Source organism: Cupriavidus sp. 2TAF22 (genome assembly GCF_052115045.1).
Taxonomy (GTDB): Bacteria; Pseudomonadota; Gammaproteobacteria; order Burkholderiales; family Burkholderiaceae; genus Cupriavidus.
Genome location: NZ_JBFRFX010000016.1, coordinates 71,204 through 91,610 on the forward strand (window position 1 = coordinate 71,204; position 20,407 = coordinate 91,610).

Annotated in this window: 19 protein-coding genes; 15 read left to right on the forward strand and 4 right to left on the reverse strand. The window is 67.9% G+C overall.

What is annotated here, in order from left to right; genetic code table 11:
* The first annotated feature begins 82 nt into the window (after nt 1-82).
* The 11 genes from AB4Z48_RS20415 (at nt 83) to AB4Z48_RS20465 (ending at nt 13,346) form a co-directional block, all read left to right on the forward strand.
* Nucleotides 83-1,087, forward strand: coding sequence for an ABC transporter permease (locus tag AB4Z48_RS20415; RefSeq protein WP_441617238.1), 1,005 nt, complete (start codon nt 83-85; stop codon nt 1,085-1,087).
* The gene (locus AB4Z48_RS20420; RefSeq protein ID WP_441617240.1) at nt 1,084-1,923 is read left to right on the forward strand and encodes an ABC transporter permease; all 840 of its coding nucleotides are present in this window, start codon (nt 1,084-1,086) and stop codon (nt 1,921-1,923) included. The genes AB4Z48_RS20415 and AB4Z48_RS20420 overlap by 4 nt, the downstream gene beginning before the upstream one ends.
* 8 nt (nt 1,924-1,931) lie before the next feature.
* Nucleotides 1,932-3,596 carry an ABC transporter ATP-binding protein gene (locus tag AB4Z48_RS20425; RefSeq protein ID WP_441617242.1) on the forward strand — a complete coding sequence of 555 codons (1,665 nt, stop codon included), beginning with the start codon at nt 1,932-1,934 and terminating at the stop codon, nt 3,594-3,596.
* Between the two features lie 53 nt (nt 3,597-3,649).
* Nucleotides 3,650-4,912 carry a 4-aminobutyrate--2-oxoglutarate transaminase gene (locus AB4Z48_RS20430; RefSeq protein WP_441617244.1) on the forward strand — a complete coding sequence of 421 codons (1,263 nt, stop codon included), beginning with the start codon at nt 3,650-3,652 and terminating at the stop codon, nt 4,910-4,912.
* 47 nt (nt 4,913-4,959) lie between these two features.
* Nucleotides 4,960-6,426, forward strand: a complete 1,467-nt coding sequence (locus AB4Z48_RS20435) for an NAD-dependent succinate-semialdehyde dehydrogenase (protein WP_441617246.1) — start codon at nt 4,960-4,962, stop codon at nt 6,424-6,426.
* Nucleotides 6,427-6,469: 43 nt separating this feature from the next.
* On the forward strand, nt 6,470-6,757 hold the full coding sequence (locus AB4Z48_RS20440) for a cupin domain-containing protein (protein ID WP_441617248.1): 288 nt from the start codon (nt 6,470-6,472) through the stop codon (nt 6,755-6,757).
* Nucleotides 6,754-8,484, forward strand: coding sequence for a thiamine pyrophosphate-binding protein (locus tag AB4Z48_RS20445; protein WP_441617250.1), 1,731 nt, complete (start codon nt 6,754-6,756; stop codon nt 8,482-8,484). The genes AB4Z48_RS20440 and AB4Z48_RS20445 overlap by 4 nt, the downstream gene beginning before the upstream one ends.
* Before the next feature lie 108 nt (nt 8,485-8,592).
* Nucleotides 8,593-9,666 carry a histone deacetylase family protein gene (locus AB4Z48_RS20450; protein WP_441617251.1) on the forward strand — a complete coding sequence of 358 codons (1,074 nt, stop codon included), beginning with the start codon at nt 8,593-8,595 and terminating at the stop codon, nt 9,664-9,666.
* 22 nt (nt 9,667-9,688) lie between these two features.
* Nucleotides 9,689-10,933, forward strand: a complete 1,245-nt coding sequence (locus AB4Z48_RS20455) for a Zn-dependent hydrolase (protein ID WP_441617253.1) — start codon at nt 9,689-9,691, stop codon at nt 10,931-10,933.
* Complete coding sequence (locus tag AB4Z48_RS20460) at nt 10,930-11,865, forward strand: DMT family transporter (protein WP_441617255.1); 936 nt, start codon at nt 10,930-10,932, stop codon at nt 11,863-11,865. Before AB4Z48_RS20455 ends, AB4Z48_RS20460 begins: the two co-directional genes overlap by 4 nt.
* A gap of 482 nt (nt 11,866-12,347) precedes the next feature.
* Complete coding sequence (locus tag AB4Z48_RS20465; protein ID WP_441617257.1) at nt 12,348-13,346, forward strand: Bug family tripartite tricarboxylate transporter substrate binding protein; 999 nt, start codon at nt 12,348-12,350, stop codon at nt 13,344-13,346.
* 73 nt (nt 13,347-13,419) lie between these two features.
* Here the strand turns inward: AB4Z48_RS20465 and AB4Z48_RS20470 are convergent, their stop codons facing one another.
* The 4 genes from AB4Z48_RS20470 to AB4Z48_RS20485 form a co-directional block, all read right to left on the reverse strand.
* Nucleotides 13,420-13,893, reverse strand: a complete 474-nt coding sequence (locus AB4Z48_RS20470) for an aminoacyl-tRNA deacylase (RefSeq protein ID WP_441617259.1) — start codon at nt 13,891-13,893, stop codon at nt 13,420-13,422.
* A 123-nt stretch (nt 13,894-14,016) separates the two neighbouring features.
* On the reverse strand, nt 14,017-14,979 hold the full coding sequence (locus AB4Z48_RS20475) for a LysR family transcriptional regulator (RefSeq protein ID WP_441617261.1): 963 nt from the start codon (nt 14,977-14,979) through the stop codon (nt 14,017-14,019).
* A gap of 107 nt (nt 14,980-15,086) precedes the next feature.
* On the reverse strand, nt 15,087-16,628 hold the full coding sequence (locus tag AB4Z48_RS20480; protein WP_441617377.1) for a phospholipase D family protein: 1,542 nt from the start codon (nt 16,626-16,628) through the stop codon (nt 15,087-15,089).
* A gap of 82 nt (nt 16,629-16,710) precedes the next feature.
* Entirely contained in the window at nt 16,711-17,301 is a 591-nt protein-coding gene (locus tag AB4Z48_RS20485) for a hypothetical protein (RefSeq protein ID WP_441617263.1), read from the reverse strand.
* 196 nt (nt 17,302-17,497) lie between these two features.
* Between AB4Z48_RS20485 and AB4Z48_RS20490 the strand changes: the two genes are divergently transcribed.
* The 4 genes from AB4Z48_RS20490 to AB4Z48_RS20505 all read left to right on the forward strand — a co-directional run bounded on the left by AB4Z48_RS20490 (nt 17,498) and on the right by AB4Z48_RS20505 (nt 20,373).
* The gene (locus tag AB4Z48_RS20490) at nt 17,498-17,818 is read left to right on the forward strand and encodes an H-NS histone family protein (RefSeq protein ID WP_441617265.1); all 321 of its coding nucleotides are present in this window, start codon (nt 17,498-17,500) and stop codon (nt 17,816-17,818) included.
* A gap of 129 nt (nt 17,819-17,947) precedes the next feature.
* A complete protein-coding gene (locus AB4Z48_RS20495; RefSeq protein ID WP_441617266.1) occupies nt 17,948-18,112 on the forward strand; it encodes a hypothetical protein in 165 nt (54 codons plus the stop codon).
* A gap of 95 nt (nt 18,113-18,207) precedes the next feature.
* Nucleotides 18,208-19,365: an acyl-CoA dehydrogenase family protein gene (locus AB4Z48_RS20500; RefSeq protein ID WP_441617268.1), complete on the forward strand. Its 1,158-nt coding sequence runs from the start codon at nt 18,208-18,210 to the stop codon at nt 19,363-19,365.
* A gap of 192 nt (nt 19,366-19,557) precedes the next feature.
* Nucleotides 19,558-20,373: an ImmA/IrrE family metallo-endopeptidase gene (locus AB4Z48_RS20505; RefSeq protein WP_441617270.1), complete on the forward strand. Its 816-nt coding sequence runs from the start codon at nt 19,558-19,560 to the stop codon at nt 20,371-20,373.
* The last annotated feature ends 34 nt before the right edge of the window (nt 20,374-20,407 follow it).

The window sequence follows — 20,407 nt, forward strand, 5'->3', positions numbered from 1 at the left end:
GTCATGCCCGCGCTGGCGGGATGACGCCGCAATGCGGGCGCGATGGCGCCCGGGCCCAGTCCTTGCCCGCGTGGAGCATGCCGTGAATTTTCTCTCTTTCCTGTTGTCCCGCCTGTGGAAGGCCCTGGTGGTCGTCCTTGGCGTGGTCATCATCAACTTCTTCCTGATCCGCATGGCGCCCGGCGACCCGGCCACCGTCATGGCGGGCGAGGCCGGGGCCGGAGACGCCGCCTTCGTCAACCAGCTGCGCGAGCAGTTCGGCCTGGACCAGCCGGTGCTGACCCAGCTCGGCATCTATCTCAAGGGCGTGGCCAGGCTCGACCTGGGCTACTCCTACCGCAACCACCTGCCGGTGCTGGACCTGATCCTGGACCGCCTGCCCGCCACCTTCGTGCTGATGAGCGGCGCGTTCCTGTTCTCGCTCGTGCTTGGCGTGCTGCTGGGCGTGATCTCGGCGCGCACGCGCTACGAGAACAAGCGCCGCTGGATCGACAGCGCGGTGATGTCCGGTGCGCTGCTCCTGTACGCCACGCCGCTGTTCTGGCTGTCGCTGATGGCGATCATCCTGTTCTCGGTGGTGCTGGGGTGGCTGCCCGCCTTCGGCATGGAAACCATCGGCGCGGGCTACACGGGCCTTGCGCGCGTGCAGGACGTGGCGCTGCACATGATCCTGCCCACCATCTCGCTGGGCTGCTTCTTCATGGCGGTGTATGTGCGCCTCACGCGTGCTTCGATGCTGGAAGTGATGGGCATGGACTTCGTCAAGACCGCGCGCGCCAAGGGCGTGCCGGCCGGGCGCGTGATCCGCGTGCACGTGCTGCGCAACGCGCTGCTGCCGGTGATCACCTTCGCCGGCATCCAGCTTGGCCAGATGGCCGGCGGCGCGGTGCTGACCGAGACCGTGTTCTCGTGGCCCGGCATCGGCCGCCTGATGTTCGACGCGCTGCTGCAGCGGGACTACCAGTTGCTGCTGGGCATTTTCTTCGTCACCTCGGCGCTGGTGGTGTTCTTCAACCTGGTGACGGACATCGTCTACCGCTTCATCGACCCCCGCATCGCGGTGGGCGGCAAGGGAGCCACGGCATGAAAGCCTTCGCACGACGTTATGCGCGCAACTACGGCGCGGTGATCGGCCTGCTGGTGCTGCTGGCCGTGGTGGCGGTGGCGCTGCTGGCGCCGGTGCTGTACGAGGAATCGCCCTGGCTGATGGTGGGCGAGCCGCTGGTGCACCCGTTCGCTGACGCGGCCTATCCGTTCGGCACCGACATGCTCGGCCGCGACATCACCGCCGGCATGCTGTACGGCGCGCGCGTGTCGCTGCTGGTGGGCGTGATCTCCACCGGCGTGGCGCTGGGGTTCGGCATCCTGATCGGCTCGGTGGCCGGCTATTGCGGCGGCCGCATCGACGACGCGCTGATGCGTTTCACCGAGTTCTTCCAGACCATCCCGCAACTGGCCATGGCGGTGGTGATCGTGGCGATCTTCAATCCCACCATCTACTCCATCGTGGCGGCCATCTCGGTGGTGTCGTGGCCGCCGGTGGCGCGCCTGGTGCGCGGCGAGTTCCTCACGCTGAAGCAGCGCGAGTTCGTGCAGGCGGCGGTGGTGATCGGGCAGAAGCCGCTGCGCATCATCGTCACCCAGATCCTGCCCAACGCCATGTCGCCCATCATCGTGTCCGCCTCCTTCATGGTGGCCACGGCGATCCTGACCGAGTCGGCGCTGTCCTTCCTGGGCCTGGGCGACCGCAACATGATGAGCTGGGGCTTCATGATCGGCGCGGCCCGCACCATGATCCGCGAAGCCTGGTGGATGAGCGTGTGGCCGGGCGTGGCGATCCTGCTCACGGTGCTGTCCATCAACCTGATTGGCGAAGGGCTGAACGACGCCATGAATCCCCAACTCCGCCGCCGCGGCGAGTAAGTCAAAGGATGCCGTTCATGCAAGCACCAGACCAGAAATCCCCGCAGAACACCGCGCCGCTGCTGTCCGTGCGCGACCTCACCATCGCGCTGCCCGCCGGCGGCGACCGCGCGCACGCGGTCAAGGACGTGAGCTACGACCTGCACGCCGGCGAGATCCTGTGCATCGTCGGCGAGTCCGGTTCGGGCAAGTCGATGAGCGCCAACGCCATCATGGGCCTGCTGCCGCCCTACCTGAAGCCGCAGGGTGGGCAGATCCTGTTCCAGGGCCGCGACCTGCTGGCGCTGGATGAAGACACCCTGCTGTCGATGCGCGGCAAGGACATGGCCATGGTGTTCCAGGAGCCGCTGTCGGCGCTCAACCCCGTGATGACCGTGGGCGAGCAGATCGCCGAGGTGATGCGCGTGCACGGCGCCTATCCCGGCGAGGCGCGCAACCGCCGCGTGCTGGAACTGCTGGAGTTCGTCGGCCTGCCCGACCCCGCCACGCTGACGCACAGCTATCCCTTCCGCCTGTCCGGCGGGCAGCGCCAGCGCGTGGTGATCGCCATGGCGCTCGCGCTCGAACCCGCGCTGCTGATCGCCGACGAGCCGACCACCGCGCTGGACGTCACCACGCAGGCGCAGATCCTGGCGCTGATCAAGCGCATCCAGGCCGAGAAGGGCATGGGCGTGATGTTCGTCACGCACGACTTCGGCGTGGTGGCGGAGATCGCCGATCGCGTGGCGGTGATGGAAAAAGGCGTGCTGGTGGAGATGGGCCCGGCGCAGCAGGTGCTCAACCACCCGCAGCATCCTTACACGCGCCGCCTGATCAGCGCGGTGCCGCACGGGCGCGCCAAGGAGCGTCGGGCGGACGCGGCCGAGACCGTGCTGGAAGTGCGCGACCTGCGCAAGACTTATGTCTCCGGCGGCGGGCTATTCAGCAAGAAGCGCGTGGTCAACGCCGTGGACGGCGTGAGCTTCAGCGTGCGCCGCGGGCAGACGCTCGGGATCGTCGGGGAGTCCGGCTCGGGCAAGTCCACCATCGGCAAATGCCTGCTCAAGCTGACCGGCATCGACGGGGGCGAGCTGCTGTTCGACGGGCAGGACATCGCGCGACTGTCGGAGCGGCAGTTCCGCCCGCTGCGCAGCGACGTGCAGATGATCTTCCAGGACCCCTTTGCTTCGCTCAACCCGCGCCACACGGTGGGCCGCATCATCACCGACGGCCCGGTCGCCAACGGCGTGCCGCTGGCAAAGGCACAGGCGCGCGCGCGCGAACTGCTGCAGCTGGTGGGGCTGGAGCCGTCCGCGTTCGACCGCTATCCCAACCAGTTCTCCGGCGGGCAGCGCCAGCGCATCGGCATCGCGCGCGCGCTCGCGCTGGAGCCCAAGCTGCTGGTGGCCGACGAATCGGTCTCCGCGCTCGACGTCTCGGTGCAGGCGCAGGTGCTGCAATTGCTGGCCGACCTGCAGAAGCGGCTGAACATCGGGCTGATCTTCATCACCCACGACCTGCGCGTGGCCGCGCAGATCTGCCACCACGTGATGGTGATGCACAAGGGGCGGGTGGTGGAGTCTGGCCCGCCCGACCAGATTTTCGACGCGCCGCGCCACGAATACACGCAGCGCCTGATTGCCGCGGTCCCCGGCAAGGAATGGGACCCGACCCTGATCCGCGCCGCCGCCTGAGCGCGCGCCATCCAGACAGCAGCACAACCCATACCAAGATGGAGCAACAACAGATGAAGAACGCCGAACTGGTCCGCCGCAAGGACGCCGCCACCCCGCGTGGCGTGGGCGTGATGTGCAATTTCTACGCCGAGCGCGCCGAGAACTCGGAGATCTGGGATGTGGAGGGCAAGCGCTATATCGACTTCGCCGCCGGCATCGCCGTGCTCAACACGGGCCACCGCCATCCGCGCCTGGTCGATGCCGTGCGGCGCCAGCTCGATCGCTTTACGCACACGGCCTACCAGATCGTGCCGTATGCCAGCTACATCGAGCTGGCCGAGAAGATCAACGCGCGCGCGCCCGGACGCTCGGCCAAGAAGACCGCTTTCTTCACCACCGGCGCGGAAGCCGTGGAGAACGCCATCAAGATCGCCCGCGCCGCCACCGGCCGGCCCGGCGTGATCGCCTTCTCTGGCGGCTTCCACGGCCGCACCATGATGGGCATGGCGCTGACCGGCAAGGTGGTGCCGTACAAGGTGGGCTTCGGCCCGTTCCCGGGCGAGGTGTTCCACGCGCCGTATCCATGTGCCCTGCATGGCGTGTCGGTGGAAGATTCGCTCAAGGCGCTGCAGCACCTGTTCAAGGCCGACGTCGATCCCAAGCGCGTGGCCGCCATCATCTTCGAGCCGGTGCAGGGCGAGGGTGGTTTCAACGTGGCGCCGCCGGCCTTCGTCAAGGCGCTGCGCGCGGTCTGCGACGAGCACGGCATCCTGCTGGTCGCCGACGAGGTGCAGACCGGCTTCGGCCGCACCGGCCGCCTGTTCGCCATGGAGCACTATGAGGCGGCGCCGGACCTCACCACCATGGCCAAGAGCCTGGCCGGCGGCATGCCGCTGTCGGCCGTGTGCGGCCGCGCCGAGGTGATGGACGCGCCCGCGCCCGGCGGGCTGGGCGGCACCTATGCCGGCAACCCGCTGGCGGTGGCCTCCGCGCTGGCCGTGCTGGACGTGCTCGAAGGCGAGCAACTGATCCCGCGCGGCGCCGCGCTCGGCCAGCGCCTGGTCGAGCGGCTGGAAGGCCTGAAGCCGCGCGTGCCGCAGATCGCGGAAGTGCGCGGCCTGGGCGCGATGGTGGCCGTGGAGTTCCGCAAGGCCGACGGCAGCCCCGACGCCGAGTTCACGCGCGAAGTGCAGAACCGCGCGCTGGAGCAGGGCCTGCTGCTGCTGTCGTGCGGCGTGTACGGCAACGTGATCCGCTTCCTGTTCCCGCTCACGATCCAGGACGCGGTGATGGACGAAGGGCTGGACATCCTGGCCGACGTGCTCACGCGCTGAGCATCGCACGCGGGCCAACACCAACCAAGACAGAGAGACAAGACATCATGCAACTCAAGGACTCCAGCCTGCTGCGCTCGCAGGCCTTCATCGGCGGACAGTGGCAGGACGCCGACAACGGCGCCACCTTCGCCGTCACCAATCCCGCCGACGGTTCGCTGATCGCTACCGTGCCGCTGATGGGCGCGGCGGAGACGCGCCGCGCCATCGAGGCCGCACGCGTGGCGCAGGGCGCGTGGCGCCGCAAGACCGCGCGCGAGCGCGCCCAGGTGCTGCGCGCCTGGTACGACCTGATGCTGGCCAACGCCGACGACCTCGCCGTGCTGATGACCAGCGAGCAGGGCAAGCCGCTGGCCGAGGCGCGCGGCGAGGCGGTCTATGCCGCGTCCTTCCTGGAATGGTTCGCCGAGGAAGCCAAGCGCGTGAATGGCGACGTGCTGGCTACGCCCGCGGCCGACAAGCGCCTGCTGGTGATCAAGGAGCCGGTGGGCGTGTGCGCGGCCATCACGCCGTGGAATTTCCCGCTCGCCATGATCACGCGCAAGGCCGGCCCGGCGCTGGCCGCCGGCTGCGCCATGGTGCTCAAGCCCGCCGAGGATACGCCGCTGTCCGCGCTGGCGCTTGCGCTGCTGGCGGAGCGCGCCGGCCTGCCTGCCGGCCTGCTGAGCGTGGTGACCGGCGACGCCGCCAGCTCGATCGAGATCGGCGGCGAGCTGACCGGCAGCGCCGTGGTGCGCAAGCTCAGCTTCACCGGCTCCACCGAAGTGGGCCGCATCCTGATGCGCCAGTCGGCGCCCACCATCAAGAAGCTCTCGCTGGAACTGGGCGGCAATGCGCCGTTCATCGTCTTTGACGATGCGGATCTCGATGCCGCCGTGGAAGGCGCCATGGCTTCCAAGTACCGCAATGCCGGCCAGACCTGCGTCTGCGCCAACCGCCTCTACGTGCACGACAAGGTGTATGACGCCTTCGCACAGAAGCTGGTGGCCGCGGTGGCAAAGCTCAAGGTAGGCCACGGCCTCGAGCCCGGCGTGCTGCAGGGCCCGCTGATCAATGAGGACGCGGTGGCCAAGGTGGAGCAGCACATCGCCGATGCCGTGGGCAAGGGCGCGCGGGTGCTCGCCGGCGGCAAGCGCCACGGCCTGGGCGGCACCTTCTTCGAACCCACGGTGCTGGCCGGCGTGACGCCGGACATGCTGGTGGCGAAGGAAGAAACCTTCGGTCCGCTCGCGCCGCTGTTCCGCTTCTCCAGCGACCAGGAAGTGATCGACATGGCCAACGACACCGAGTTCGGCCTGGCCTCGTACTTCTTCAGCCGCGATATCGGCCGTGTGTGGCGCGTGGCCGAGGCGCTGGAGTACGGCATGGTGGGCATCAATACCGGGCTGATCTCCAACGAGGTGGCACCGTTCGGCGGCGTCAAGCAGTCCGGCCTGGGCCGCGAGGGCTCCAGCTACGGCATCGAGGAATACCTGGAAACCAAGTACCTGTGCATGGGCGGCGTGGACCGCTGAGCCCGGGCACCGCACCCGCACACCCCTTTGAGCCGAGGCCGCCATGAGCAGACCCCAAGCCGTACCCACCGTGCAGGTCGACAACGACCGCGTGGCCGTCACCGAGTGGCGCTTCGCGCCGGGCGCCGAGACCGGGCATCACCGCCATGGCCATGACTACGTGGTGGTACCGATGACCACCGGCGCGCTGCGGCTGGAAACGCCGGCCGGCGAGGTGGTCAGCCAGCTGGTGGCGGGCCGGGCCTACTACCGCGCGGCGGGTGTGGAGCACAACGTCATCAACGCGCACGACGGCGAATGCGTGTTCGTGGAAATCGAGATCAAGCGATGAATGCACCCCTGTCCCAGGCATCGTCTGCCGCGCCGCGCGAGCGCAACGGCGGCCAGATCCTGATCGAGCAACTGCGTCTCCAGGGCGTCAAGCGCGTGTTCCTGGTGCCGGGCGAAAGCTACCTGCCTTGCATCGACGCGCTGTACGACCACCAGGACGCGATCCAGCCCATCGTGTGCCGGCAGGAAAGCGGCGCGGGCTACATGGCGGAGGCCTACGGCAAGCTCACCGGCGAGCCCGGCGTGTGCTTCGTCACGCGCGGGCCCGGCGCCACCAATGCCAGCATTGCCGTGCATACGGCGTTCCAGGACTCGACGCCGATGATCCTGTTCGTCGGGCAGGTCGGCAACGATTTCAGCGAGCGCGAGGCCTTCCAGGAGATCGATTACCGCCGCATGTTCGGCCAGATGGCCAAGTGGGTGGCGCAGATCGACCGCACCGAGCGCATCCCCGAGTTCATCGCGCGCGCCTTCGCCGTGGCCACCAGCGGCCGGCCCGGCCCGGTGGTGCTGGCGCTGCCCGAAGATACGCTGTGGGGCAAGGCCGCGGTGGCCGACATGCCGCGCTACCAGCGCGCGCACGGCGCGCCCACGCCGCAGGCGCTGGCCGCATTGTCCGGCCTGCTGGCGCGCGCCGAGCGCCCGTTCATGCTGGTGGGCGGCTCGGGCTGGAGCGCGCAGGCGCAGCGCCAGCTCGAGGCATTCGCCGAGCGCTTCGCGTTGCCGGTGGGCGTGGCGTGGCGCCGGCTGGAGTGCTTCGACAACCATCATCCGAACTACGCCGGCCATGTGGGCTGGGGCATGGGCGCGGCGCTGCAGCAGCGCATCCGCGAGGCCGACCTGCTGATCGCGGTGGGCACCCGCATGGGCGAGGCCACCACGGAGGGTTACACGCTGCTGGAAAGCCCGCTGCCGCGCCAGCGGCTGGTGCATGTGTACCCGGATGCCGGCGAGCTGGGCCGCGTGTTCCACCCGGCGCTGCCGGTCGTGTCGGACGTCAATGCCTTCGCGGCGGCGCTCGATGGCTTGTCGCCCGCGCGCGCGCCGGCCTGGGCCGCGCGCACGCGCACGGCGCGCCACGAATACCTGGCCGCGCAGGAGCCCAGGCAGGCGCCGGGCAGCCTCAACCTGAACCGTGCCGCGTGCCATGTGCGCGACGTGCTGCCGCAGGATGCCTGCATCACCGTGGGTGCCGGCAACTACGCCGTGTTCCCGCATACCTACTACCGCTTCAAGGGCGTGGGCACCAGCCTGGCGCCCACGGTGGGCTCGATGGGCTACGGCCTGCCGGCCGCGATTTCCGCCAAGCTGGAGAACCCGGAACGCACCGTGGTCTGCTATGCCGGCGACGGCTGCTTCCAGATGAACCTGCAGGAACTCGGCGTGGCCATGCAGTACCGGCTCGGCATCGTGATCCTGGTATTCAACAACGGCATCTGGGGCACCATCCGCGCCCATCAGGAGCGCGAATTCCCGGGCCGCACGATTGCGCTCGGCTTCGACAACCCCGAGTTCACCGAGCTGATCCGCGCTTACCGCGGCTATGGCGAGGTGGTGGACAGCGACGAAGCCTTCGGCCCGGCGTTCGCGCGTGCGCGGGCCTTCGCCGACAAGGAGCGGCTGCCGGCACTGCTCGAGCTGCGCTATGACGCCGATGGCATTGCGCCCGGCGTGACGCTGACGGAGATCCGCGAAGCGGCGTTCGCCCGGCAGCGGGCGCAGTCATAGGCGCATTGCCATTGCTTTGCCCCTCTCTCGCTGGCGTGGGCGAGGGGAGAAAACCTTCGGTCGACCACCACCCTGACGAAGACCAACAAGTCTCACCACAAAACAATCATGCGCGCCTTCTTCTCGGATGACCAACTGCTGCACCAGCCGCGCCAGTTCATGCGCGCGGGCCGCCTGTGCGAGCCGACCGACGTGCCTGCGCGGGCGCATGCGCTGCAACGCGCGCTGGCCGGGCGCGGCATCGAACTGGCCGAGCCGGCCGACTTCGGCCGCGCGCCGCTCGAGGCTGTGCACAGCCCGGCTTATCTCGATTTCCTCGGCTACGCCCACGAGCGCTGGATGGCGCTGGCGCGGCCCGGCTTCGAGCCCGGCATCGAGGTGCTGCCGAATCTCTCGCCCTACTACAACGGCCGCGTCGAGCAGCCGCGCCGCGTGCCTTGCCCGACCGATTCCATCATCGCGCAGGCCGGCTACTACCTCGGTGACCTGAGCGCGCCGCTCGGGCCACAGAGCTGGCGCGCCATCCTGCGCTCGGCGCACAGCGCGGTGGGCGCCGCGCAGTATGTGTGCGAGCAGCAGGACCGCCAGGGCATCGCCTACTCGCTGTCGCGCCCGTCCGGCCACCACGCGCACAGCGACCGCGCGGCGGGCTTCTGCTACGTCAACAACTCGGCCATCGCGGCGCAGACGCTGCTCAAGCGCTTCGGCAAGGTGGCGGTGCTGGACGTGGACGCCCACCACGGTGACGGCACCCAGCAGRTCTTCTACCAGCGCTCCGACGTGATGACGATCTCGCTGCACGCCGATCCGAGCGGCTACTACCCCTTCTATACCGGCTACGCCAACGAGCGCGGCTACGGCGCCGGCTATGGCTACAACCTGAACTTCCCGCTGGCGCACGGCACCGAGGACGACGGCTTCCTGGCCGCGCTGGACAATGCGCTCGACGCACTGCGCGACTACCGCCCGCAGGCGCTGGTGCTGGCGCTGGGCTTCGATACCTATATTCACGACCCCATCAGCGTGCTGCGCGTGGGCCTGGACGCCTACCGCGGCATCGGCGAGCGCATCAACGCGCTGGGCGTGCCCACCGTGGTGGTGCAGGAAGGCGGCTACGAGGTGGAAGCGATCGGCCCGGCGCTGGATGCGTTTCTGTGCGGCCTCGTCCCCGCGATGGCCTGAGACAAGAACAAGGAGACCCGAGATGACCGCACTGAAGATCAACGGCGAGCGCCTGTGGCAATCGCTGATGGACCTGGCCCGCGTCGGCGCCACGCCGCGCGGCGGCAATGCGCGCCTGGCGCTGACCGCGCTGGACGGGCAGGGCCGCGACCTGGTGACGGGCTGGATGCGCGATGCCGGCCTGACCGTGACCGTGGACCGCGTGGGCAATATCTTCGGCCGCCGCGCCGGGCGCAACGACAGCCTGCCGCCGGTGATGACCGGCAGCCATATCGACACCCAGCCCACCGGCGGCAAGTTCGACGGCTGCTTTGGCGTGCTGGCCGGGCTGGAAGTGATGCGCACCCTCGACGACCACGGGGTGCAGACCGAGGCGCCGCTCGAGCTGGCGATCTGGACCAACGAGGAAGGCACGCGCTTCGTGCCGGTGATGATGGGCTCGGGCGTGTTCGCCGGCATCTTCCCGCTGCAGACCGCGCTGGACGCCACCGACAACGAAGGCAAGCGCGTGGCCGACGAACTGCGCGCGATCGGCTACGCCGGCGACGCCGAAGTGGGCGGGCGGCAGGTGGGCGCGTATTTCGAGGCGCATATCGAGCAGGGTCCGGTACTGGAAGACGCCGGCAACGTGATCGGCGTGGTGACGGGTTCGCTGGGCCTGCGCTGGTACGACCTGACCGTGACCGGCATGGAAGCGCATGCCGGCCCCACGCCGATGCCGCTGCGGCGCGACGCGCTGTACGGCGCGTCCTTCATCCTGCAGGAGGTGGTGCGCATCGCCCATGATTTCGCGCCGCACGGGCGCGGCACGGTGGGCGTGCTCGACGTGCATCCCGCCTCGCGCAACGTGATCCCGGGCGAAGTGAAGTTCACCGTGGACCTGCGCCACCAGGATGCGGACCGCCTGGCGGAGATGGACGCGCGCCTGCGCGCGGCCTGCGCGGCGCTGGCGCGTGGCGAGACCACCGGCACGCCGCTCGGCGTGAAGATCGAGGACGTGCAGTATTTCCCGCCCACGCCATTCGCGCCGGAGCTGGTGGGCCATGTGCGCAGTCAGGCCGCGGCGCTGGGTCATGCGCACCAGGACATCGTCACCGGCGCGGGTCACGACGCGGTGTACATCGCCACGGTGGCGCCCACCGCGATGATCTTCGTACCGTGCAAGGACGGCATCAGCCACAACGAGGTGGAAGACGCCAAGCCCGAGCACCTGGAAGCCGGCGCCAACGTGCTGCTGGGCGCGATGGTGGCGCAGGCCGGCGCATGAGGGCCGCAGCGCCGGCGGGCGGCAGCGCGGCGGGCTGGTGGCGCGGCGGCCTGATCTTCCTGTGCGCGGTGGCCTTGTTCGCCACCGTGGACGCCACCGCCAAGCACCTGGTGGAGCGCTACCCGGCGCCCTTCCTGAACGCGGTGCGCTACGCCGCCACCGCCACGGTGGCGATGCTGATGCTGGCGCGCTCGGGACGCCTGCGCTTCTGGCGCACGCCGCACCGCGGCCTGCTGGCGCTGCGCGGCGTGATGCTGGCGCTGGTCGGCACCTGCTTCATGACCGCGCTGCTGTGGATGCCGCTGGCCGAGGCCACCGCGATCTACTTCATGTCGCCGCTGGTGATCGTCGCGCTGTCGCCGTGGCTGCTGGGCGAGCATGTGGGCTCGCGCAAGTGGCTGGCGGTGGGTGCGGGCTTTGCCGGCATGCTGCTGATCGTGCGGCCAGGCTCGCAGTTGTCGCCGCTGGGCACCTTGCTGATGGTGGCAGCGGCCTTCGCGTATGCACTGCTGCAACTGCTCACGCGGCGCCTGGCCGGCAAGGCCGATGCCGGCGTGCAGTACGGCTTCGCCGCGGTGATCTGCATGATCGCCACCGGCCTGCCGGCGCCGTTCTTCCTGCCGGCCGTGTGGCCCGGCGCGGCGGACTGGCTGGCCATCCTCGCCATGGGTTTCATGAGCGCCGGCGCGCAGGTGCTGCTGATCCTGGCGCTGCAGCGCGCGCCGGCCTCCACCCTGGCGCCGCTCAACTATTGCCACCTGCTGCTGGCGCTGGTGTACAGCGCGCTGTGGTTCGGCCGCTGGCCTGACGGGCCCGCCATGGCGGGCATCGCGCTGATCATCGCAGCCGGCCTGTCCCTGACCTTGCCAACGCGCGCCACGGCCCACGGGCGTGGGCGCCTTCGTTCCACCTCAAGCGCGGAATCATCATGAGTGGATCGCACGACCTCGCCCACCGGGTGCCGTTCGGCGGGGTCAGGCAATCAGGCAACGGCCGCGACAAGTCATTGCATGCGTTCGATAAATGCACTGACATAAAGACGGCCTGGATTAAATTTGGTTGAGTGAATCGATTTAAATAAATTGGAAAGGAGGTATCGCTTTATTTTCATGTGAAGGACGTTGACTGATCGCATGACGGGATGACAATGTCGCCTTTCATGCGGGATAGCCATGCTTTTTGTCGTATCGATGCCGTTGGAGCGGGCAGGAGGATACCGTGTCTTCATGATGGAATTCATATCGAAAATTCCATCGGAGTGCATGATTCTGGATTGCGCATCCAATCAGGTGCAGATTTCGCTGAAAACGGTATGCCGGTTCCGGGGAAATCCGTTTCCAAGTGGCATGGCAATTGCTTCATTGATCCTTAACCCCAGCCGGGACGATCCCATCTCCTAGAGGCAAGCCACACCATGCACAATCATCCGTTCAAGAAACGACGCGCAGCCACGCTCGCCATCCTGCTGGGCGCCGGCCTCGCCGCCGCACCCTCGCTGTTTGCCCAGACAGCGCGCGACTGGCCCACGCAGCCCGTGCGTATCGTGGTGCCGTTCCAGGCCGGCTCCGCCACCGACCTCATCACGCGCCAGCTCGGCATCGGGCTGGGCAAGGAGTACGGGCAGACCTTCGTGGTGGAGAACCGCCCGGGCGCGGCGGCGATGATCGGCAGCGAGGCCGCCGCGCGCGCGCCCGGCGACGGCTACACCTTGCTGATGTCCGGCCCGGCTTCGCTGGTGACCAACCGCTTCCTCTACAAGAAGCTCAGCTACGATCCCGACGCCTTCGAGAAGGTCGCGGTGGTGGCGTTCACGCCCAACATCCTGCTGTCCAGCCCGGACCTGCCGTTCAAGACCTTGCCCGAGATGATCGCTTACGCCAAGGCCAATCCGGGCAAGCTGACCTATGCGTCGTTCGGTGCCGGCACCACCTCGCACATGGCCGGAGAAATGCTCAAGGCGCTGGCCGGCATCGATATCGTGCACGTGCCGTACAAGGGGGCGGGCGAGGCGATCCCGGCGCTGCTGTCGGGCCAGGTGTCGATGTACTTCGACACCATCATGACCGGGCTGCCCTATGTGAAGGCCGGCAAGCTGCGTGCGCTGGGCATGTCCAACGCCAGGCGCTCGGCGATGGCGCCGGATATCCCCACCATCGCGGAGCAGGGCTACCCGGGCTTCGATATCGCGCCCTGGTACGGCATCGTCGCGCCCAGGGGCACGCCGCCCGAGGTGGTCGGCAAGCTCAATGCATCGATCAACAAGCTGCTCAAGGATCCGGGCTTCCGCGAGAAGCTGGCGGCCACCGGGGCAGAGCCGCGTGGCGGCTCGGTCGCGGATTTCGGCGCAATGGTCGGCGCGGAAATCCCGCGCACGGAGAAGCTGGTGAAGCAGTCGGGCATCAGCCTGCAATAGTGATGGTGGCGCCCGGGCTGCGCGAAAGGACTGGGGCGCGCCGCGCGCAAGGCAGCAAGCGCCCCTCGGGGACCTACATCATGTGGTGGGAGAAATGTCCTTGCTCGGCACCGGCCATCAGGTCGGTGAACTGCTCGCAGGTCATGTGGACCAGCTGTTGGTGATCGCCTGCCTCGAAGAACACTTCCGGCTGCGCCAGCAGGCTCTCGTCGAGATAGGTGTGCATGCCATACGCCATGGCCACGGGAGGAATGGCGCCGAAGTCGCAGTCCTTGAAGACTTCGCGGATCTCGTCTTCCTGCGCGAGGATCAGCGTGCGGCCTGTCTGCGCGCACAGCGCCGCCAGGTTCAGGTGATGGCTGGACGGGATGACCACGGCCACGTAGCCGATTTCGTCCTCCAGCAACAGGGTCTTGGCCAGGCGGTCTCCGGGAACGTGTGCTGCCTCGGCAGTGGCCATGCTGCTGAGGGTGTAGGGATGGCGGATGGTATCGAAACGGCTGTTCCTGCTGTTCAGGCAATTTGCCAGGGTGGTAGCCAAGGCCATGATGCGTCTCCTTCGCTGTACGTTGCAGTCCGGGCCGGTTGACCCCTGCGTTTCCTACTATAGACGGCGTTGCCGGGCTGCCAAGCCGCTGTGCGCACCGGTGACGCCGGCGTCATGCGGGGGTCACGGCTCGTCGGGTGCTTCGTCGGGCTCGCCGGCGGGTGGCGTCTGCCGGGGTGCGGGCCACAGGGCCTGCAACTCGGTCTTGAGAAAGTTCAGCAGGTAGCGCGTGGCCATGGTCTGGTAGCGGTTGGGCATGGTCAGCATGTAGAGGCGGCTGCCGAACACACTGATGTGGTAGTCCGGCAGCAGCGCTACCAGCGTGCCCGCCTCGAGCTCGGCGCCAATGGCGTAGAGGGGGAAGATACCGAGGCCGAGATCGCCCAGCACGCCGTCCTTGAGGAAGGCGAAGTTCTCCGAGCTGAGCGTGGGTTCCAGCGCCACCTGCTCGCGCACGGCATCGACGCCCTGGCCGCGCGTGCCGAATGCCTTGAGCTTCTGGCCGATGGGCGAGGCACACACGATCGCATGGTCCTTGAGATCGGCCAGCTCGCGCGGGGCGGGCTGCGTGGCCAGGTAGCCCGGCGAGCCGCACACTATCCATTCGACCACGCCGATCTCGGTGGCCACCACCGAATCGGGGGGTGTCGAGATGATGCGCAAGGCCACTTCCACATCCTCGGAGACCAGGTTGTGGATGCGGTTGTCGAACACCACGTCGAGCGTGATGTCGGGGTAGCGGTGCTTGAACTTCACGAGCAGCGGCGACAGCATCGCGTGGCCCAGCCCGGTCGGCACCGACAGGCGCACATGGCCTTGCAGGCTCTTGCCCATGCTGTTGATCAGCGCGTTGGCCGCTGCCACCTCGCCCAGGATATTGCGGCCGTGCTCGTACAGGCCGGCGCCCACCGGCGTGGGTTCCACATGGCGCGTGGTCCGGCGCAGCAGCTGCACGCCGAGCGCCTCCTCCAGCGCCTTGAGGTGGTAGCTCACGTTGGCGCGCGTCATCTTGAGCTTGCGCGCGGCGGCCGACAGGTTGCCGGCGTCGACGATGTCCACGAACAGGCGAAGGGCGTTGAGATCCATGTGGCGCTTGAAATCCTTTATGAAAGCGTGCAGAGTGCAGCGGGCGTCGGCACGGCAGGGAGTTTAGCGTTGATCGCCCGCGCGCCTGGCGCGCACGCGCCGCCTGCCTATAGTTCCTCATGCAGCGGCAGCAGGCGCAACAGCCCCTGCCCGAGATGCTGGAAGAAGCCCATGTCCGGCTCGCTGCGATAGGTCCGGAGCAGGCCGTCCTCGCGCGTGACCCAGACCATCTGCTGCTGCCCGCTGGCGGGATCTGCCTCCAGCATGACCTTGTAGGCGACGTCGAGCAGCTTGTCGTCCAGTCCCGTGCTGAGCGTGGCGCACAGCGCGGCGCTGTCGAGCACCACGCCCATCTCGGTGTTCAGCCGTGCCGAGCGGGGGTCCAGGTTGAGCGAGCCGACGAACAGCAGGTGGCGGTCCACCATATAGCTCTTGGCGTGCAGGCTCGCCCGGCTCTTGCTGATCAGGCTGCGGTGGCCGGTGCGCGCCATCTCCGCGTAGGCGGACGGCTTGAGTTCATACAGCTCGACGCCGGCTTCGAGCAGTGCCTGGCGCGTGGGCGCATAGCCGGCATGCACCGCGCTGACATCGGTGGCGGCGTAGGAATTGGTGAGGATGCGCACATGCACGCCGCGCTGCGCCAGGGCGGCAAGCCACTCGACGGATTTGCGGTCGGGCACGAAGTAGGGCGAGACCAGGGATAGCTCCTGTTGCGCGCTTCCCAGCAGCCGCGCCAGCTTCGGGATGGCGTGGGTGGAGTCGTCCTCGGGCGGTAGCGTGACCTTGACGGCCTGGTCGGCGATCACCGTGCCACGTCCCCAGTAGGCGGGCAGCTTGCCGGCTTCGAGGGCGCGCACGATGCCGGAGGTGAAGAGTTCCTGCGCATACTCGCCTCCCCTGGCCTGCTCCGCCTCGCGGTCCAGGTATTTGCGCAAGGCCTCCACTTCGGCCTGCGCGTCGTCCGGCGCGGGCAGCAGCGCTGCCGCCGGATAGCTCGCGGCGCCGTTCCAGTAGTCGTCGAAGACGGCGGAAACCTGTTGCACCACGGGGCCGCCGGCCAGCACGTCGAAATCCGTGAAGTCGCTGGCGGCGTCGGCGGAGAAGTACGGGTCGCCGATATTGCGTCCGCCCACCACCGAGAGCTGATTGTCGGCGGTCATCGATTTATTGTGCATGCGCCGGTCCAGGCGCCGGAAGCTCGTGGCGAAATCGAGCCAGCGCGCGCCGCGATTCGCAAACGGGTTGAACAGCCGTACCTCGATATTGGGATGCGCGTCGATGGCCGCCAGCGCACGGTCCTGCCCCGACAGGTGAAGGTCGTCGAGCAGCAGCCGCACGCGCACCCCGCGGTCGGCCGCCGCCACCACGGCGCCGAGCAGGGTCTTGCCGGTGAGGTCGGCGTCGAAGATGTAGTACTGCAGGTCCAGGCTGCGCTCGGCGCCGCGCGCCAGCGCGAGCCGCGCCACCAGCGCGTCGGGGCCGGATGACAAGGGATAGAACACCGATTCGCCGGGGTGTTGCGCCTGCCCCGGCGCCAGCGCCTGGCCGAGCCTCGTGCTGGCCGTATCGGTCAGCGCATGCGAGGGCGTGCCGCCGGGCGGCTGCGGCAGGCTGGCGCAGGCTGTCAGCAGCGCCAGCATCATCGCCATGCCGACGCGCGTGCCGAGCCAGCCGGGGCGGCACCGGAGCGCTTCGACGGGATCCACGGCACCGCTCACGTGTGAATGGGGTTTATCTCGCAGCGCAAGCGGCATCTCGTATTCCCCCGAATTGAAGTGGCCCGGTTTCCAATGGACGCGCGAATTGCACGTTACCACCGGTTTGATGCGGCAGGCAAAGAACGAGGCCGGCCAGCGTACGACCGGGCGGGCACCAATTGGCAATGCCGCGCCGGCGCGCGTTTGAATCAAAGCAGGCAATGCATTGCGATTCAAGTGCCGTGGGCATGCCGGGGCCTTTCCTTGCAAAAAAACTCCGGCATCGGGGCACCGGCCATCCGCCCGGTGCGATACGCATGCGGCGCGAAAGTGGATATTGCTTAGCATCGGCTTTGAAGGTCTTCGCCAATTTCCATGCCGCTTCGCGCATTGTCCAGGAACTGTCCGATGGCCGGGATTTGATCCAATCCATGGTGGCGGGGCGATGGCCGGCAGCCGCCTGCCGGCGGCAATTGCGGGCCCATTGGCCTTGCTTTCGGCTTTCGAAACCCTTTCTTGCCGCCGCGGGTTGCCTGAATACACCAGCATGGCGACGGTCAAAGCGGGGATAGGAAACCGCAATATCCGTGGCGCTAATACGTGAATCCGGAATCTTCAGGGACACGCATTGGCCGTTGCCAATCACGGCAATCGGACCATTCCGCCCAATCGGCACGGCCGCGGGCATGCCCCAAATGGCAGCGAAATTCGGACGGTTGTATCAAGTTCTTACGTTGCTATTTCTTTATTAATCAAACGTGGTAGGCTGTGGCAGCAAATTTTCCCTATCATTCAATTAACCCTGACCCAGGAGAATCAAAATGGCGACGTACAAGCAGCTGATCGCGGAGAAGGAAGCGCTCGAGGCAAAACTGACGGAGATGCGCGCCAGTGAAGTGTCCGGCGTCATTGCCCAGATCCAGGGTCTCATGTCGGAATATGAACTGACGCTCGACGATATCGCTCCCAAGCGCCGCCGCGGCCGTCCGGCAGCCGGCGCCAATGGCAAGGCCGCCAAGCCCAAGAGCGCGCTGCCCCCGAAGTACCGCGACCCCAAGACCGGGGCCACCTGGACCGGCCGTGGCCGCGCTCCGGCATGGCTGGGCAAGAACCGCACGCGCTTCCTGATCGCGGAAGCCTGATTGACGCGGCGGCGCCTGGGTGCCGCCCGGTTTTCCTGCCATCAACCCGGTTGCGGCGCTCCGCGCGCCGCGATCGGCGTGCCTGACGTTGCCTGTCCCGCCCTTGTTCGGGCTTCCCCCCCTGTTTCCATGAAAAAGCCATCCGCGCATCGTCGCTGCTGGCTGCGTCCCGCTGGCACCACCACCACCGCCGGCATGCATGACTGCATCGCGGTGGCGACGGCGCACCAGGCTGCTGTTTTCCGCTTGCCAAAAGAAATGCAACAATCACATTTTTCTGATTGTAAAAAATAACTATCCATTCTGTTCAAGACCTGGGGGATTGTCAAAACCAGGTGACGGCGTACCATGATGGCCACATCGTTGTTTGCCTTGACCGGAGATTTCCCATGAGCCTGGATGCAGAATCCTTTTCGCTGCTGCGCGCGTCGGTGCAGCGTTTTATCGACGAACGCCTGAAGCCGGCCGAAGACACGCTCGAGGAAATTGACGACGTACCGGCCGAGATCGTCGCCGACATGAAGGAGATGGGCCTGTTCGGGATCTCCATCCCCGAGAACTACGGCGGCATCGGCCTTTCGATGTCGCAGGAATGCGATGTGGTCTACGACCTCGGCCACACCGCCTTCGCCTTCCGCTCGGTGTTCGGCACCAATGTGGGCATCGGCTCGCAGGGCATCCTGATGGATGGCACCGAGGAGCAGAAGCAGGCCTACCTGCCCAAGATCGCCAGCGGCGAGCTGATCATCTCGTTCGCGCTGACCGAGCCGAACGCCGGTTCCGACGCGGCTTCGCTGCAGACCCGGGCCGAGCTCGACGGCGACCACTACGTCATCAACGGCACCAAGCGCTTCATCACCAACGCGCCGCGCGCGGGCGCCTTCACGCTGATGGCCCGCACCGGCGGTGCCGGCGCCTCGGGCATCTCGTCGTTCGTCGTGCCGGCCGATACCCCGGGCATCTCGCTGGGCAAGCCGGACAAGAAGATGGGCCAGCGCGGCACCAAGACCTGCGACGTGGTGCTGGAGAACGTGCGCGTGCCGGCGGCCAACATCATCGGCGGCGTGCCGGGCGTGGGCTTCAAGACTGCCATGAAGGTGCTTGACCGCGGCCGCCTGCATCTCTCGGCGCTGGCCTGCGGCATGGCGCACCGCCTGATCACGGACGCCGTGGCCTATGCCAAGGAGCGCAAGCAGTTCGGCCAGCCGATCGGCGATTTCCAGCTGATCCAGGCCATGCTGGCCGACAGCCAGGCCGAGCTGTACGCGGGCCTGTCGATGGTGCGTGACTGCGCTGCGCGCTATGACGCCAAGACGCCCGGCAAGAGCGATCCGGAAGTCAGCATGCTGGCCTCCTGCACCAAGATGTTCTGTACCGAGATGGTGGGCCGCGTGGCCGACCGCGCCGTGCAGATCCACGGCGGCGCCGGCTATATCGCCGAGTACAAGGCCGAGCGTTTCTACCGCGACGTGCGCCTGCTGCGCCTGTACGAAGGCACCACGCAGATCCAGCAACTGATCATCGCCAAGCAGCTCCTGCGCGACTGATCGCGCCGCGCGCAGGCGGGGGCGGGCACCACGTCCGTCCCGCCGCGCGCACGGCGGCCTGCGCCGCCGGTTCGCATCCACCGCTCGCATCCACGGCTTGCATCCACGGCTTGCATCCGCGGCCTGCTTCATGGCCTGCTTCACGGCCCGCGGGCGCGCACCGCCCCGTCGCTTCAACGGAGACCACCCACGATGGCATTCGTCGCTTCCGGCGTGCCCGCGCGCAGCCCCGACCTTGTGGCAGCGGGCAATACGCCCGGCCGCCATGCGCTCCTGGCCGCCAATGACAATGCGGGGCCCGGCAGCGCGCCGTGCTATCCCATCATCGAAGCGCTGATGGCCGCCCTGCAGCCGGCGGACGCGCCGCTCGACTGCATTCGCCTGGCGCTTGGCGCCGGCCGCGCGCTGCACCGCGCCGATCAGGTGTGCTCCGTACAGCCGAGCCGGCTGCAGAGCTTCGACGGCGCGCTCTATCGCACTGGCGCCCGTGCCTGGACCATTCTCTACAGCGACCGCCTGGCCGCGCCGGACGCGCGCTTCATGATTGCCTACCTGCTCGGCAGGCATCTGCTGGGCGGCACCGACCTGGATTTCGTCGAGTGCGCCAACGAGGCGCTGATGGCCATGCCCGACGACGAATCGGCGGGCGGCCAGGCCTATGCCTTCGCCGGCCGCCTGCTGATGCCGCTCGACGTGTGCCGCCGCACCTTGCCCGGCGCGGTCGACCTCGACGCACTGGCCGCGCTGGCCGGCCGCCTTGGCCTGCCATTGACGCATGTGGCGCGGCGCTGGCTGTCCTATACCGCGCAAAAGGCGATGCTTACGCTCGAGCATCAGGGCCGCAGGCTGGGCAGCTGGGCCAGCGAAACCGCGTTCGGCCTGTGCGCCGAGCGGCTGGGTGGCACGCGCATGGTGCTTGCGGATGGCATCGGCATCGGCCTGTCCATCTGGCCCAGGCATGCCGCCGTGCGCGGGCAGTCGCGCAGGCCTGCAGCGTTTCCGCGCTAGTCGCGCTACGCGGGCCGGGCCCCCGCCCGGCAAA